This window comes from Leeuwenhoekiella sp. A16, assembly GCF_047946675.1.
In the GTDB taxonomy this organism is placed as follows: Bacteria; Bacteroidota; Bacteroidia; order Flavobacteriales; family Flavobacteriaceae; genus Leeuwenhoekiella.
In genome coordinates, this window is sequence record NZ_CP172313.1 from 2,200,467 (window position 1) to 2,215,426 (window position 14,960).

Here is a 14,960-nt window from a genome sequence, read left to right on the forward strand (position 1 = left end):
GTATGTCGTCACATTACGAAGCACCCATAAGAGAGCCTTTGGTTATTGGAGAGAAATCCTACCACGACATTAGTGTTGATGTAGGAGCCCCGGTCTTAGGCAAAGCCAATAGATCTTGGTGGATTGTTTTTTCTATCGCGCTGGTAGCCTTTTTATGGGGATTGGGCTGTATAATTTATACTGTTTCAACAGGTATTGGTGTTTGGGGATTAAACAAAACCATTGGTTGGGCTTGGGATATCACAAACTTTGTTTGGTGGGTAGGTATTGGTCACGCCGGTACTTTGATTTCTGCAGTTTTACTTTTGTTTAGACAAAAATGGAGAATGGCCGTAAACCGTTCTGCAGAAGCGATGACAATATTTGCTGTTGTTCAGGCTGGTTTGTTTCCTATTATACACATGGGTAGACCATGGTTAGCATATTGGGTTTTACCTATTCCTAATCAATTTGGTTCACTTTGGGTTAACTTCAACTCACCTCTACTTTGGGATGTATTTGCGATATCGACATACCTTTCTGTGTCATTAGTTTTCTGGTGGACAGGTCTATTGCCTGACTTTGCAATGCTTAGAGACAGAACAAAAAGCCCTTTTCAACAGAAGATCTACGGTATCTTAAGTTTTGGATGGAGTGGTCGTGTAAAAGACTGGCAACGTTTTGAGGAAGTCTCTTTGGTACTTGCTGGTTTAGCAACACCTTTAGTACTTTCTGTGCATACAATTGTATCTTTTGACTTTGCTACATCTGTGGTTCCCGGATGGCATAGTACTATATTCCCTCCATATTTTGTAGCGGGTGCGATTTTCTCAGGATTTGCGATGGTGCAGACTTTGTTAATAGTAATGCGTAAGGTTTCTAATCTTGAAAACTATATTACTATTCTGCATATTGAGTATATGAATAAGGTTATACTGCTTACGGGCGGTATAGTTACAGTAGCTTATGGTACTGAGTATTTTATAGGTTGGTATTCTGGTGTTCCTTATGAGAATTATACTTATTTATCTTTTGGTGCTGCAACAGGACCTTATTGGTGGGCATTCTGGGCATTGATCATATGTAACCTAATTGTGCCCCTAACTCTATGGGTGAAGAGCCTAAGAAGAAATATCATGTGGACGTTTATCGTTGCTTTGATAATCAACATAGGTATGTGGTTTGAGCGATTTGATATTATTGTTATTGACCTTAGTAAAGATAGATTGACATCTTCCTGGACTATGTTCTCACCTACATTTGTTGATATAGGTACATTCGTTGGGACAATAGGATTCTTCTTTGTATTATTTCTTCTTTATGCTAGAAACTTTCCTGTTATAGCACAGGCTGAAGTGAAGACTATTTTAAAATCTTCAGGAGAAATGTATAAGAAGTTACGTGCAGAACATGGTGACGATCACCACATAACACATGTGGATCTTGACCCAACAGCTGAGGAGCCTTCCGCAAACATGCGTGGTACTTACTTTACTTCAGATAAAGAAGAGGATGTTGATAATGATGGTCATGAAGATACTGTTAATGCTGATGCATTAGTAGATACAGAAGCAAAGAGGGATCAAATAGATGGTATGTTACATGCTATTGGGGTGTACGACCCTGCGACTCAAAAAGCTGATAATCTTAAGAAATTAAGTGGTGTAGGACCGGTTATGGAGCAAAAACTCCATCAGTTAGGTATTTACACTTTTGATCAGGTGAGCCGCATGACTAAAAAAGAGTACGATCTGCTTGATGAGATAATAGACACATTTCCTGGAAGAGCTGAACGTGAAGACTGGGCAGGACAGGCACAAAAACTAAAACAATAATAAAGAAGTATGGCATCTTCAACAGTAATACATGCACTTTATACAGATGACGACATTTTATTAAATGCCGTTAAAGAAGTGCGCGCAAAACATTATAGTATAAATGAGGTGTATACGCCGTTTCCGGTGCATGGTCTTGATAAAGCAATGGGTCTTGCTCCTACTCGTATCGCTATTACCTCTTTTATATATGGTTTAACGGGATTGACAGTGGCTGTGCTCATGATGAACTTTATTATGATCGAGGATTGGCCAAGAAACATTGGGGGTAAACCTAGTTTCTCTTATATTCAAAATATGCCGGCTTTTATCCCGATTATGTTTGAATTAACGGTGTTTTTTGCAGCTCACTTAATGGTGATTACCTTTTACCTAAGAAGTAAAATATGGCCTTTTAAGAAAGCTGAAAATCCAGATGTTCGCACTACAGATGATCATTTTTTGGTAGAGATAGAGGTTGCTAATCATAATGTAGAAGATCTAACAAAGTTCTTGTATGATACTGGAGCTGCAGAACTCAATTTAATCCATAACGCAGAAGAAGCTTAAGTAATGAAGAAAATTGTTCAAATTATATTATTTGTTTCTGTATTGGCTGTAGTAGTTTCTTGTCAAACTAAAGACAAGCCTAATTACCAGTATATGCCAAACATGTATGCTCCCGTGAGTTACGAGACATATGGTAATTATGAGGTGTTTCCTGGTGGTCAGGAGGCGATGTCTCCCGCTGAAGGGTCAGTGGCTAGAGGATGGATGCCTTATGAGTATGAAAATACTCCTGAGGGTTATGAATCTGCTAAAGCTAATTTAAAGAATCCTTTGCCTTATACTGAAGACAATCTTAATGAAGGAAAGGCACTTTACACTATTTACTGTGCTATTTGCCATGGTGATAAAGGTAACGGCCAGGGGACTTTAGCTGAAAGAGAAAAAATACTTGGTGTGCCTGCTTATAATGATGCCGGAAGAGATATTACAGAAGGTAGCGTTTACCATGTGACTTATTATGGTAGAAATAACATGGGGTCATATGCTTCACAAACTACAGAAGAAGAACTTTGGAAGATAAACCACTATGTAATGAGTCTTAAACATGCATTAAACGGGGATCCAGACCGCACTTTTGTTTCTTCTGATGATATTGAGACTTTACCAGATAATATGACTGATGAAGAGGGAAGAACAGGTAGTGAATTAAATGAATCTGCCTCCGGATATCAAAGTCAGGAACCTGGAGATACACGCACAGAACACTAATTAAGTCAGGATAATTAATACTTATGTACACGTTTTCTAGTAAATTCAAAATTTTTTCCATCATATTGATGGCTATTGGCCTGATAGGGATAGTTTATGGGTTTCTATCAACACCATCTACTGTTGCCGATGTAAAAAAAATTATGGCTGCTCATGAGAGTCATGGAGAAGGTCATGGTGACGCAACATCTGAGCATGGGGAAGATAGTCATTCATCTGCAAACTTTGTAGATGAGGCTCGTGGTAGAGAAGGATATGCTGATCATGCAATGGAGCAATCTAAAGATATGTCTAGTGAGGCTCATCACAATGATGATGAACACATGGAGCATGTATTGCATCAAATGCAGGCTAAACCTTGGTCTGCAACTTTTGTGTCTGCTTTCTTCTTTATGATGATTGCTTTGGGAGCCTTAGTGTTTTATGCGATTCAATATGCTGCACAGGCTGGATGGTCACCTGTTCTTTACAGAGTGATAGAAGGAGTAACAACATATTTGCTTCCTGGTTCTATTATTGTTTTTATAATCGTTGTTTTTGCCGGGACACATTTTTATCCATGGCAAAATGAAGAGCTTGTCGCTGGAGATTCTATTCTTCAGGCAAAGTCAGGATATCTTAATTTCCCTTTCTTCTTAATACGTGCTATTATATATGTATTGGGTTGGAACTTATACCGTCATTTTTCTCGAAAAAATGCTTTAGAAGTCGTTCATTCAACTACGCTTGATCCATATAAAAGAAACTTTAAGTTTTCTGTATTCTTTTTGATATTCTTTATCGTTACAGAATCAATGATGGCTTGGGACTGGTTTATGTCTATGACACCGCACTGGTATAGTACTTTATTTGCATGGTATGTATTTGCAAGTATGTTTGTTTCTGCAATTACAGTTATTGCAATGGTAACAGTGTTCTTAAAAGGACGTGGTCTGTTGCCTTATGTTAATGACAGTCACTTGCATGATCTTGCTAAATTCATGTTCGCATTTAGTATTTTCTGGACATACCTTTGGTTCGGTCAATTTATGTTGATCTGGTACGCTAACATGCCTGAAGAGGTTACCTATTTTATATTACGAATTCAGGAGTATAATTTGCTGTTTTTTGGAATGCTAGTTCTTAATTTTGTATTCCCAATTTTACTATTAATGAATAGCGACTTTAAACGTCTTCCTTGGTTTGTAGTAATTACGGGTATAATAATATTGACAGGACATTATATAGATATATTCTTATTGGTTATGCCGTCAACTGTAGGGCCTTATTGGTCTATTGGCATCCCCGAAATTTCTGGCTTTTTCTTTTTCTTAGGCTTATTTGTCTTTGTAGTAGGTACAGGACTTGCTAAAGTGCCGTTAAGACATGAAGGAGATCCATTTATTAAAGAAAGTGAGAATTACCATTATTAATAGAAACGAAAAAGAAAAGAGATACAAATGACCGTTTTTCTAGTACTTATAGTAATCATTCTTTTTGCCGCATCTGTTTGGCAAATGAGTAAGATTTACAAATTGTCGCAGATCAAATCTGAAGTCGACAGCGGGGAAGTAGCAAACAATAAAGACAATCGTATCAACGCAAAGTTGATGTTGATGTTTGTTATATTTCTTTACTTTATCAGTTTTTACTGCTTCTGGTATTATTCACGTTTTTACCTTCCAGAGGCATCTTCTGAGCATGGTGGAAAGTACGACACGTTAATGTTCGTATCTATAGCTTTGATCATGTTTGTACAAATTATAACCCAGGGTCTTCTACATATTTTTGCTTACAAATATCACGGTAAGAAAGGTAGAAAAGCTTTGTTTTATGCAGATAATGATAAGCTTGAGTTTATATGGACGATTATTCCGGTTGTGGTTTTAGCAGGATTAATTATCTATGGACTGTTCACTTGGTCTGATATCATGAACTTTGAGAAAGATGAGGATGCACTTGTAGTTGAGTTATACGCACAGCGTTTCAATTGGAGAGCTAGATATGCTGGTGATGATAATACGCTGGGTAATGCTAATGTGCGTTTCATCGAAGGTGCAAATACTGTAGGTATTGATGCTTCAGATGACGATGGGATGGATGATATCGTGACGCAGGAATTACACTTGCCTGTTGGCAGACAAGTTGTTTTTAAGTTACGTTCTCAGGACGTCCTGCATTCGGCCTATATGCCACACTTTAGGGCTCAAATGAATGTTGTACCAGGAATGATCACTCAATTTTCTTTCACTCCTACGGTAACAACAGAAGAAATTAGAGGCACTGAATATATACAAGATAAAATGCGTCGTATTAAAGAAATACGCACAACCAGAAGTAAAGAGTTAGTTGCCGCAGGAGATGTTGCATTAGATGATTATGATCAATTTGATTACTATTTGCTATGTAACAAGATCTGTGGAGCCAGTCACTATAATATGCAAATGAAGATCGTTGTAGAGACGCAGGAAGAATTTGAGGCATGGCTTAAAGATCAAAAGACCTTTAAATCAACTTTAGCTCAACAATAAAAATTGATATTCAAAAGAAATTAGATTATGTCAGCACACGCACCAGCTATAGATCACGCTCACGAGGAGCACGGGCATCATCATAAGCAGACCTTTATAAGTACTTATATTTTTAGTACTGACCATAAAATGATCTCTAAGCAGTATTTAATTACTGGTCTTATAATGGGATTCATTGGTATTTCTATGTCACTTTTGTTCAGGTTGCAATTGGCCTGGCCAGAAGAAAAGTTTACCATTTTTGAAATGTTATTAGGAAAATGGGCCGAAAATGGTGTTATGGATCCTAGTATCTACCTTTCTCTGGTAACTATTCACGGTACCATAATGGTATTCTTTGTTTTGACAGCAGGTTTAAGTGGTACTTTTAGTAACCTTTTAATTCCGCTACAGATAGGGGCCAGAGATATGGCTTCAGGATTCCTAAATATGGTATCCTATTGGTTGTTCTTCCTTTCTTCAGTTATTATGGTTTGCTCTTTATTTGTAGAGTCTGGACCAGCAGCAGCAGGATGGACTATCTATCCTCCCTTATCTGCACTTCCAGAATCTATTCCTGCTTCAGGTATGGGGATGACACTTTGGTTGGTTTCTCTTGCTATATTTATTGCATCTTCTTTATTAGGTTCACTTAACTATATAGTAACTGTAATCAACCTACGTACAAAAGGTATGTCGATGACACGTTTACCTTTAACAATATGGGCATTCTTTGTAACTGCTATTATTGGTGTTGTTTCGTTCCCGGTATTGCTTTCAGCAGCTTTATTACTTATAATGGATAGAAGTTTTGGTACTTCATTCTTCTTGTCAGATATTTATATTGGTGGTGAAGTTCTTCATAACAGTGGGGGTTCTCCGGTACTTTTTGAGCACTTATTCTGGTTCTTAGGTCACCCTGAGGTTTACATCGTGTTATTACCTGCATTGGGTATTTCTTCTGAAGTTATTGCTACTAATGCGCGCAAACCTATTTTTGGATATCGTGCGATGGTTGCTTCTATTTTAGCGATCGCGTTCCTTTCTACTATAGTTTGGGGTCACCACATGTTTGTATCTGGTATGAATCCTTTCCTGGGGTCTGTATTTACATTTACAACATTATTAATTGCGATTCCATCTGCGGTAAAAGCATTTAACTATATCACAACATTATGGAAAGGTAATCTGCAGTTTAATCCTGCAATGCTTTTCTCTATAGGTCTTGTTTCTACATTTATTACCGGTGGTTTAACAGGTATTATTTTAGGAGACAGTACACTTGATATAAACGTTCACGATACATATTTTGTAGTAGCTCACTTCCACTTAGTGATGGGTATTTCTGCGCTGTATGGTTTATTTGCAGGTGTATATCACTGGTTCCCTAAAATGTTTCAGGGACGTATGTTGAATAAAAACCTGGGCTATGTGCACTTTTGGGTAACAGCTATCGGCTCTTATGCGATTTTCTTCCCAATGCACTTTATAGGTATGGCTGGTTTACCAAGACGTTATTATACTAACACCGCTTTCCCTTATTTTGATGATCTTGCAGATGTGAATATTATGATCACAGTTGCAGCTTTAATTACAGGTGCTGTACAGTTAGTATTTGTATATAACTTTATCCACTCTATTTTCTATGGAAAGAAAGGACCTAAAAATCCTTGGAAATCAAATACATTAGAATGGACCACAGAACACAAGCACATTCATGGAAACTGGGAAGGTGCTATTCCTGAAGTTTATCGTTGGTCATATGACTATAGTAAACTAAATGAAGATGAAACTGATTATGTTATTGCAGGTCAGGATTACATCCCACAGAATATACCTCTTCAGGAAAATGAAGAAGAAATGAATCACTAGTTCGATTTCAATAATATATTACAAAAACCCACTCATGCGAGTGGGTTTTTTAGTGTTTAAGACCGATATTTAAGCAGTAAATACCGATTTTCAGTATTACAAATATTCTATGATTATCTTTGGTGCATGAACGAGAACCTAGACCCTACAGGAGACAATTTTACCCGCGAAGACCAGGATATTGAGCGCGCCCTGAGACCGCTTAGTTTTGATGATTTTGCGGGGCAGGAGCAGGTGCTTGAGAATTTACAGATCTTTGTGAAAGCTGCTAATTTAAGAGGTGAAGCTTTAGATCATACTTTGTTTCACGGCCCTCCCGGACTTGGTAAAACAACACTAGCCAATATTCTGGCAAATGAACTTGGCGTTAGTATAAAAGTGACTTCAGGACCTGTTTTAGATAAACCGGGCGATCTGGCAGGTTTACTTACTAATCTTGATGAAAGAGATGTTCTTTTTATTGATGAGATTCATCGGTTAAGTCCTATTGTTGAAGAGTACTTGTACTCTGCGATGGAAGATTACAAGATCGATATTATGATCGAGTCTGGGCCTAATGCGCGTACTGTTCAGATTAATTTAAATCCTTTTACATTAATAGGCGCTACCACCAGGTCAGGTTTGCTTACTGCACCTATGCGCGCGCGTTTTGGTATCGCTTCGCGTCTTGAATATTACAATACAGAATTGCTCACCACAATTGTACAACGTAGTGCAGAGATATTAAATGTACCTATAGATATTGAAGCTGCAATTGAGATTGCCGGTCGTAGCCGCGGTACGCCCCGTATTGCAAATGCACTTTTGCGCAGAGTTCGGGATTTTGCACAGATAAAAGGAAATGGAAAAATCGACCTTTTTATAGCAAAATTCGGGTTAAAAGCCCTAAATGTCGATGCGCATGGTTTAGATGAAATGGATAATAAAATACTTGCTACCATTATAGATAAATTTAAAGGAGGCCCGGTGGGGATTACTACAATTGCCACCGCTGTTTCAGAAAGCCCCGAAACTATAGAAGAAGTTTACGAGCCCTTTCTTATTCAACAGGGTTTTATTATGCGCACACCACGTGGCCGTGAAGTAACCGAAGCTGCTTACAAACATCTGGGCAGAGTAAAAGGCAATAGTCAGGGAGGCTTGTTTTAAGCTTAATGTGAAATTTTTTCAGAAAGAGATTTTATGCATGTAAAAGAGATTCCTTCCGTTTCTGTTATTCAGTTCCTTTTACATGCGGGCAGCATTCTTAAAAATCCGTTACCCTTCCATCATAAGAATTTTGAAAAGCATGGTGATACTTTTCGTCTAAATATTGGTCCTAATCGCTCTGTGATCTTTTCGCGCGATGCGGGATTTGCACAATACGCACTGCAAAAAAACCAGAAAAACTATACAAAATCGCCCATACAGACTAAAGATCTGGCAAAATATGTAGGTAAGGGTTTATTGACCGCAGAAGGAGAACACTGGGCAAAGCAGCGTAAATTAATTCAGCCGGCATTTCACAAAAAGCAACTTGTAAATCTATTGACTACAATTAGTGATGCAATTGATACTGAATTAAACAGAATTGAAACCGGCAAGCCTATTGATATTTTTCCTATATATAATGATCTGGCTTTCCAGACGGTGGTAAAGTCCCTCTTCAGTAGCGCCGTGGGTCAGGACGCAATTAACAGACTACAATACATTACTGAAGCTGCTCAGAAAATGCTGGTTCACGAGCTGCGTCAACCATATAAATCCTGGTGGTTTAAATGGGGCGGCAGCATAAAAAAGCATATTGCACTTACTCAGGAAGCCAGACAAATTTTAAAAACTTTAGTCGAGGCACGGCGCATTAGCGGTGTAAGAGAAAATGATCTGCTAGATATGTTGCTTGATGCTCGCTATGAGGATGGGAATGCGATGGATGAAGAACAGTTGATAGATGAAATTCTCATTCTGTTTACCGCCGGGCATGAGACAACTTCTAATGCGCTTACCTTTACCGGCCAACTTCTTGCGTGTAATCCTGAAGTGCAAAACAGAATTTACGATGAAGTCGCTGCTGCGAAAAAGGAAACCTCTTCAATATTAGAGTTTATACAGGCATGTAAATATACCAAACAGGTTGTAGAAGAATCTTTACGCTTATATCCGCCGGCTTATTTTATCGATCGCGTAAACAAAGAAGAAGATGAATATAATGGGATGAAAATAGATAAAGGATCCAACCTTTTATTTTCCATTCACGAGATTCATAAGCATTCTGATTATTGGGGACAGCCTTTAAAATTTATTCCGGAAAGGTTCAGTGAAACAAACGTACATAGTTCGTATTATTATCCGTTTGGCGCTGGTCCGCGCATGTGTATAGGTAATAATTTTGCGATGTATGAAATGATTCTCGCTGTTGCGAAATTAACTCTGCGTTTTAAAATTGAGCCAAAAACAACACCTATTGAGATTCTGCCGTTAATTACGCTGAAGCCGAAAAATGCCTTCTTAGAATTTACAGCAAGATGATAGAAAACAGGGCAAAACATACAGCATTGATTAAAGCCGAAGCTAAACGTCTTGGTTTTATGTCATGCGGTATCTCTAAGGCTGAATTTCTGGAAGAAGAGGCTCCGCGGCTGGAGGCCTGGCTTAATAAGAGCATGAATGGTGAAATGGCGTATATGGAAAATCACTTTGACAAGCGCCTTGATCCTACCAAATTAGTTACCGGTTCTAAAAGTGTGATTTCGCTTTTGCTTAATTATTATCCTGAAGAATCTCAAAATGGAGATTCTTATAAAATCTCAAAATACGCCTACGGTACAGATTATCATTTTGTGATTAAAGACAAGCTGAAAGCACTTCTGCATTTTATTGAAGAAAAAATAGGTGATGTGCACGGCCGCGCATTTGTAGATTCGGCTCCTGTTCTTGACAAAGCCTGGGCAGCAAAAAGTGGATTGGGCTGGATAGGCAAAAACAGTAATTTGCTAACCAAGCAAGTAGGTTCTTTTTATTTTATTGCAGAATTAATTGTTGATCTGGATCTTGATTATGATCATGCCGTTACAGATCATTGCGGGAGTTGTACTGCGTGTATAGACGCGTGTCCTACGCAGGCAATTGTAGACCCGTATGTGGTAGACGGGAGTAAGTGCATTAGTTATTTTACGATCGAGCTTAAAAATGAAATTCCTAATTACGCACAGGATAAAATGGATGAGTGGATGTTTGGTTGTGATGTTTGCCAGGACGTTTGCCCCTGGAATCGCTTTTCAAAACCGCATAATGAGCCGCTTTTTAATCCTAATCCAGACATGCTTTCTAAGTCAAAAAAGGAATGGGAAGAGCTTACGCAAGACGTATTTTCAGAAATATTTAAAAAATCACCGGTTAAGAGAACAAAATTTTCCGGGCTAAAGCGAAATATTGACTTCCTGAAAAACAGCCGATAATAGACTCAAAATTGCCGATTTTATCACGGTTTCACCCGATTTTTCCAAGTGTTAAAACTATGCTAATTATTTACTGCAATTCTCGTATCTTGATCCCCGGATTATTGTGACAAGCTCTCTCAAACGATTGCGCTTTTAATAATGAATCTGAGAATTATTTTAGAAGTACGAACACTAAAGCTAGCTGATGAATTCTTTACCTATTCTAGACATTGCGATAATCGCCATTTACCTTCTTGGGATTGTGATTTATGGAATTTCCAAATCAAAAAGGGGCAACTCTGAAGATTACTTTCTCGGTGGTCGCACAATGACATGGCCTATTGTTGGTATCGCTTTATTTTCGGCTAATATTTCAAGTTCTACGCTGGTAGGTTTAGCTTCAGATGCGTATCAAACAAATGTCAACGTTTATAACTACGAGTGGTATGCTGTCGTCGTGTTGATTTTCTTTTCAATATTCTTTCTTCCTTTTTACATAAAGTCAGGAGTTTATACAATGCCAGAGTTTCTGGAGAGAAGGTATGACAGCAGATCGCGTTATTATTTCTCTTTCATAACCATAATCGGGAATATTCTGGTAGATACAGCGGCAGGCCTTTACGTAGGTAAGATCGTTTTGAGTTTGCTTTTCCCTGAAATGGATTCTACGTGGATTCTCATAATTTTGGCTGTAGCAGCTGCGGCTTATACAATACCCGGTGGGCTGAACTCTGTTATACAGACAGAGGTTATTCAGGCAGTTCTTCTTATTATAGGTTCATGCTTGCTTACGTATTTTGCCTTTGACCAATTAGGAGGCGGCTGGAATACGATGATGAGCAAACTAGATGGTATGCTGGCAGCGGGTGATGTGAATTTTGGCGATAGGGCTGCAGAGGGTCATTTTATTCCAGAGAATTCTGAAGAGGTTTTTAGTCTTGTAAGACCTTCTAACGATGAATTTATGCCCTGGTGGGGACTCATAACGGGAGTGCCGCTTTTAGGTTTTTATTTCTGGGCAAATAATCAGTTTATGGTGCAACGTGTTCTGGGAGCAAAAGACCTTAATCATGGTAGACTAGGCGCTTTATTTGCCGGTTTACTTAAACTTCCTGTGATTTTTATCATGGTTGTGCCGGGAGTTTTGGCACTTTTATTATTTAATTCACTTGATATTTCAGACCTTAATTATACACTTACAAATGGTCAGGTTTGCGACGATCTTGCAAATTGCCCTAACCTTACGTATCCTGTATTGTTATTTCAGTTATTACCCACGGGCATTTTAGGTCTTGTGGTTGCCGGTCTTATGGCAGCGATGATGTCATCTGTGTCTGCTACGTTTAATTCTGCATCAACTCTTGTAACTATGGATTTTGTTCGGGTTCTTAAACCAGATCTTACGAGTAAGCAATTGGTGAGAGCAGGGCAGATAACTACCGTGATTTTAGTTGTTCTGGCAATACTTTGGGTACCTTTTATAGAACGTGTAAGTGATTCTTTATGGACGTATTTACAATTGGTGATTGCGTATACAAGTCCACCGGCTGTTTCAGCTTTTGTTCTGGGGCTTTTCTGGAAACGTGCAAATGGAACAGGTTCTATTGTGAGTCTGTTGTTTGGATTTACCATAGCCGTGTTAATGATACTTTCTCAAAGTTTTGATTGGGTTCCCGCAGTTAACGATTTACATTTCCTGGCTAAAGCATCATGGTTATTTGTGATCTGTGCTTTTGTACACGTAGTGGTAAGTTTAATGACGCCTGCACCAGATCCCGGTAAAGTGGCTGAGTATACCTATAAGAAAGAGATTTTTACATCAGAAACTGAAGAATTAAAAGCGTTACCATGGTATAAGAATTACAGAAAGCTAGCGATTATTTTGCTTATCCTTACTTCAATTATTGTGGGATATTTCTGGTAATAACCATTCAATTTTTATTATAGTCATATGACTGATGAATCATACGCTTATGACCGGGCTAAAGAATTACTTCTTAAAGTTTCTACTGAAAGAGGTTTTCTGGCCAGTGCAAATGAAATTTCAAATTACAGAAGAATTTGGGCAAGAGATGGGGTGATTTGCGGTCTGGCAGCTTTGCTTGACGGCGACGATAAATTGATTGCAACTTTTAAAGAGACGCTACTCACACTAGCCATAAATCAACACGCTTTAGGCAATATACCTTCAAATGTTCATTTTACTGAGGCTGGAACGGAAGTTAGTTTTGGCGGACTAGCGGGCCGTGTAGATACTGTGAGCTGGTTCATAATAGGTGTTTGTCAGTATGCATATAAGACAGGCGATATAAACTTGCTGGAGAAGCTCGAGCCTAATATAAAATTGGGTTTTAAGCTCATGCAGTCATGGGAGTATAACGACGGTGATCTCATGTACGTACCACGTAGCGGTAACTGGGCAGATGAATATCCCACGCAGGGATTTATATTGTACGATCAGCTGCTAAGGCTATGGGCTTTAAAGTGTTATTTATATTTTAAAGATGATTTCGCTTTAAGCGAAAAATCAGCCGTAATACGGCAAAAACTAGAAAATAATTACAAAAAACGGAAAACTGAGCAAACGGTTTATCACCCAAAGGCGTATTCTAATTTAGAGACTAGATCATATTGGGCAGCCTCTCTGGAGCCGGCTGGTTATCAAACTCAATTTGATGGTTTTGCAAATAGTCTTGCGCTTTTACTTGATCTGGGTGATGATAATGATACAAGTGAACTCATAGACTACACAGAAAATTTGCGCAGTGGTTTAAAGCTTGATTTGCTTCCGGCTTTCTGGCCTGTGATAGAAGAAGGCGATGAAGAATGGCGTTTTTTAGTAAATAACTGCAAATATCAATTCCGGAATCATCCTTATGAATTTCATAATGGTGGCACCTGGCAAATGGTAAATGGATTTTACGGTTTGGGCTTGATAAAACATGGTAAAATAGAGCAGGGAAATCGGGTTTTGCAAGTCATAAATCGGTTAAATGAGGCCAAAAACTGGTCGTTTTATGAGAATTTCAATTCAAAAACCGGTGAGCCTAATGGTGTTCCGCATTGTGCATGGAGCGCGGCGGCAAGCATTATGCTTAAACAAGGCCTGGCGGGAAACACGTTATTGATATGACAAAAGATATAGATATACTTTGTGTAGGTGAGATACTCATTGACTTTATAGGGCATCAGGAAGAAACTAATCTTCAAAAAACCACTGACTTTCATCGGTTTTTAGGCGGCAGCCCTACAAATGTCGCTGTCAATATGAAACGGCTGGGGCTTAACCCAAGACTTATAAGTACAGTAGGCGATGATGGTTTTGGTCATTTTATAAAAGATCAGATTAAAGATAAACAGCTTGATGTTAGTTCGCTCAGGATGATAGATACACATCCTACAAGTGTAATCTTTGTATCTAAGACCACCGCAACTCCAGATTTTATAGCTTACAGGCAGGCAGATAAACTCATAGGTGAGCAGCAGGTAAACAATGAGATCTTAAAACGGGCAAAAATATTTCATACAACGTGTTTCGCTTTAAACAAGAATCCTGCCCGTACCACAATTATGAATGCTGCTGGTAAAGCTGTAAAAATGGGGTGTAAACTCAGTATTGATATTAATTACAGTCCCAGAATATGGCCCAATCGTGAAAAGGCATTAAGACATATAAAAACCTATTGCAGTTACGATCCTCTTGTAAAAATAAGTGAAGATGATATGCTGCGCCTTTTTGATGAAAAACGAAGTCATCAGGCAATTTTTGACTTTTTTCATGATCTGGGGGTTGGCGTTGTTTGTCTTACGTTAGGAAGTGAGGGAGTTAAGCTTTCGCGAAAAAATGGCAGCGTTATCTCGTTTCCTGCATTTAAAATAAACAAAGTAGTAGATGCTACAGGGGCAGGTGACGCATTTTGGTCTGGCTTTCTTTTTAGTTATCTAAAAGGATATGATGATGAAAAGGCTTTAAAAACCGGTCAACAAGTTGCAGCTTTTAAATTACAGAATTTAGGAGGCCTTCCCGCACATCTGGATATTCTGGCAGAATTGTTAAAAATCAAATAGCATAAGGGCTATCTTCCCCCAAAAATTAGCTTTATTTTTGT

General features: G+C 38.5%; 12 protein-coding genes. All 12 read left to right on the forward strand.

From position 1 onward, the window contains the following. The first annotated feature begins 2 nt into the window (after positions 1-2). Entirely contained in the window at positions 3-1,814 is a 1,812-nt protein-coding gene (gene nrfD, locus ACH3O9_RS09500) for an NrfD/PsrC family molybdoenzyme membrane anchor subunit (protein ID WP_416439771.1), read from the forward strand. Positions 1,815-1,823: 9 nt separating this feature from the next. Then, a complete protein-coding gene (locus ACH3O9_RS09505) occupies positions 1,824-2,363 on the forward strand; it encodes a DUF3341 domain-containing protein (protein ID WP_416439773.1) in 540 nt (179 codons plus the stop codon). A 3-nt stretch (positions 2,364-2,366) separates the two neighbouring features. Continuing rightward, positions 2,367-3,071, forward strand: coding sequence for a c-type cytochrome (locus ACH3O9_RS09510; RefSeq protein ID WP_416439775.1), 705 nt, complete (start codon positions 2,367-2,369; stop codon positions 3,069-3,071). A 23-nt stretch (positions 3,072-3,094) separates the two neighbouring features. Next, complete coding sequence (locus ACH3O9_RS09515; RefSeq protein WP_416439777.1) at positions 3,095-4,483, forward strand: quinol:cytochrome C oxidoreductase; 1,389 nt, start codon at positions 3,095-3,097, stop codon at positions 4,481-4,483. Between the two features lie 27 nt (positions 4,484-4,510). Continuing rightward, positions 4,511-5,581, forward strand: a complete 1,071-nt coding sequence (locus ACH3O9_RS09520) for a cytochrome c oxidase subunit II (RefSeq protein WP_416439779.1) — start codon at positions 4,511-4,513, stop codon at positions 5,579-5,581. 27 nt (positions 5,582-5,608) lie between these two features. Continuing rightward, positions 5,609-7,432, forward strand: coding sequence for a cytochrome c oxidase subunit I (locus ACH3O9_RS09525; protein WP_416439781.1), 1,824 nt, complete (start codon positions 5,609-5,611; stop codon positions 7,430-7,432). A 126-nt stretch (positions 7,433-7,558) separates the two neighbouring features. Further along, on the forward strand, positions 7,559-8,581 hold the full coding sequence (gene ruvB / locus ACH3O9_RS09530; protein ID WP_416439783.1) for a Holliday junction branch migration DNA helicase RuvB: 1,023 nt from the start codon (positions 7,559-7,561) through the stop codon (positions 8,579-8,581). 33 nt (positions 8,582-8,614) lie between these two features. Beyond that, positions 8,615-9,940, forward strand: coding sequence for a cytochrome P450 (locus ACH3O9_RS09535; protein WP_416439785.1), 1,326 nt, complete (start codon positions 8,615-8,617; stop codon positions 9,938-9,940). Then, positions 9,937-10,869, forward strand: coding sequence for a tRNA epoxyqueuosine(34) reductase QueG (gene queG, locus ACH3O9_RS09540; RefSeq protein ID WP_416439787.1), 933 nt, complete (start codon positions 9,937-9,939; stop codon positions 10,867-10,869). Before ACH3O9_RS09535 ends, queG begins: the two co-directional genes overlap by 4 nt. A 187-nt stretch (positions 10,870-11,056) precedes the next feature. Continuing rightward, a complete protein-coding gene (locus ACH3O9_RS09545) occupies positions 11,057-12,775 on the forward strand; it encodes a sodium:solute symporter (protein ID WP_416439789.1) in 1,719 nt (572 codons plus the stop codon). Between the two features lie 27 nt (positions 12,776-12,802). Then, a complete protein-coding gene (locus ACH3O9_RS09550) occupies positions 12,803-13,984 on the forward strand; it encodes a glycoside hydrolase 100 family protein (protein WP_416439791.1) in 1,182 nt (393 codons plus the stop codon). Next, on the forward strand, positions 13,981-14,919 hold the full coding sequence (locus ACH3O9_RS09555) for a carbohydrate kinase family protein (protein ID WP_416439793.1): 939 nt from the start codon (positions 13,981-13,983) through the stop codon (positions 14,917-14,919). The genes ACH3O9_RS09550 and ACH3O9_RS09555 overlap by 4 nt, the downstream gene beginning before the upstream one ends. Positions 14,920-14,960 lie beyond the last annotated feature (41 nt).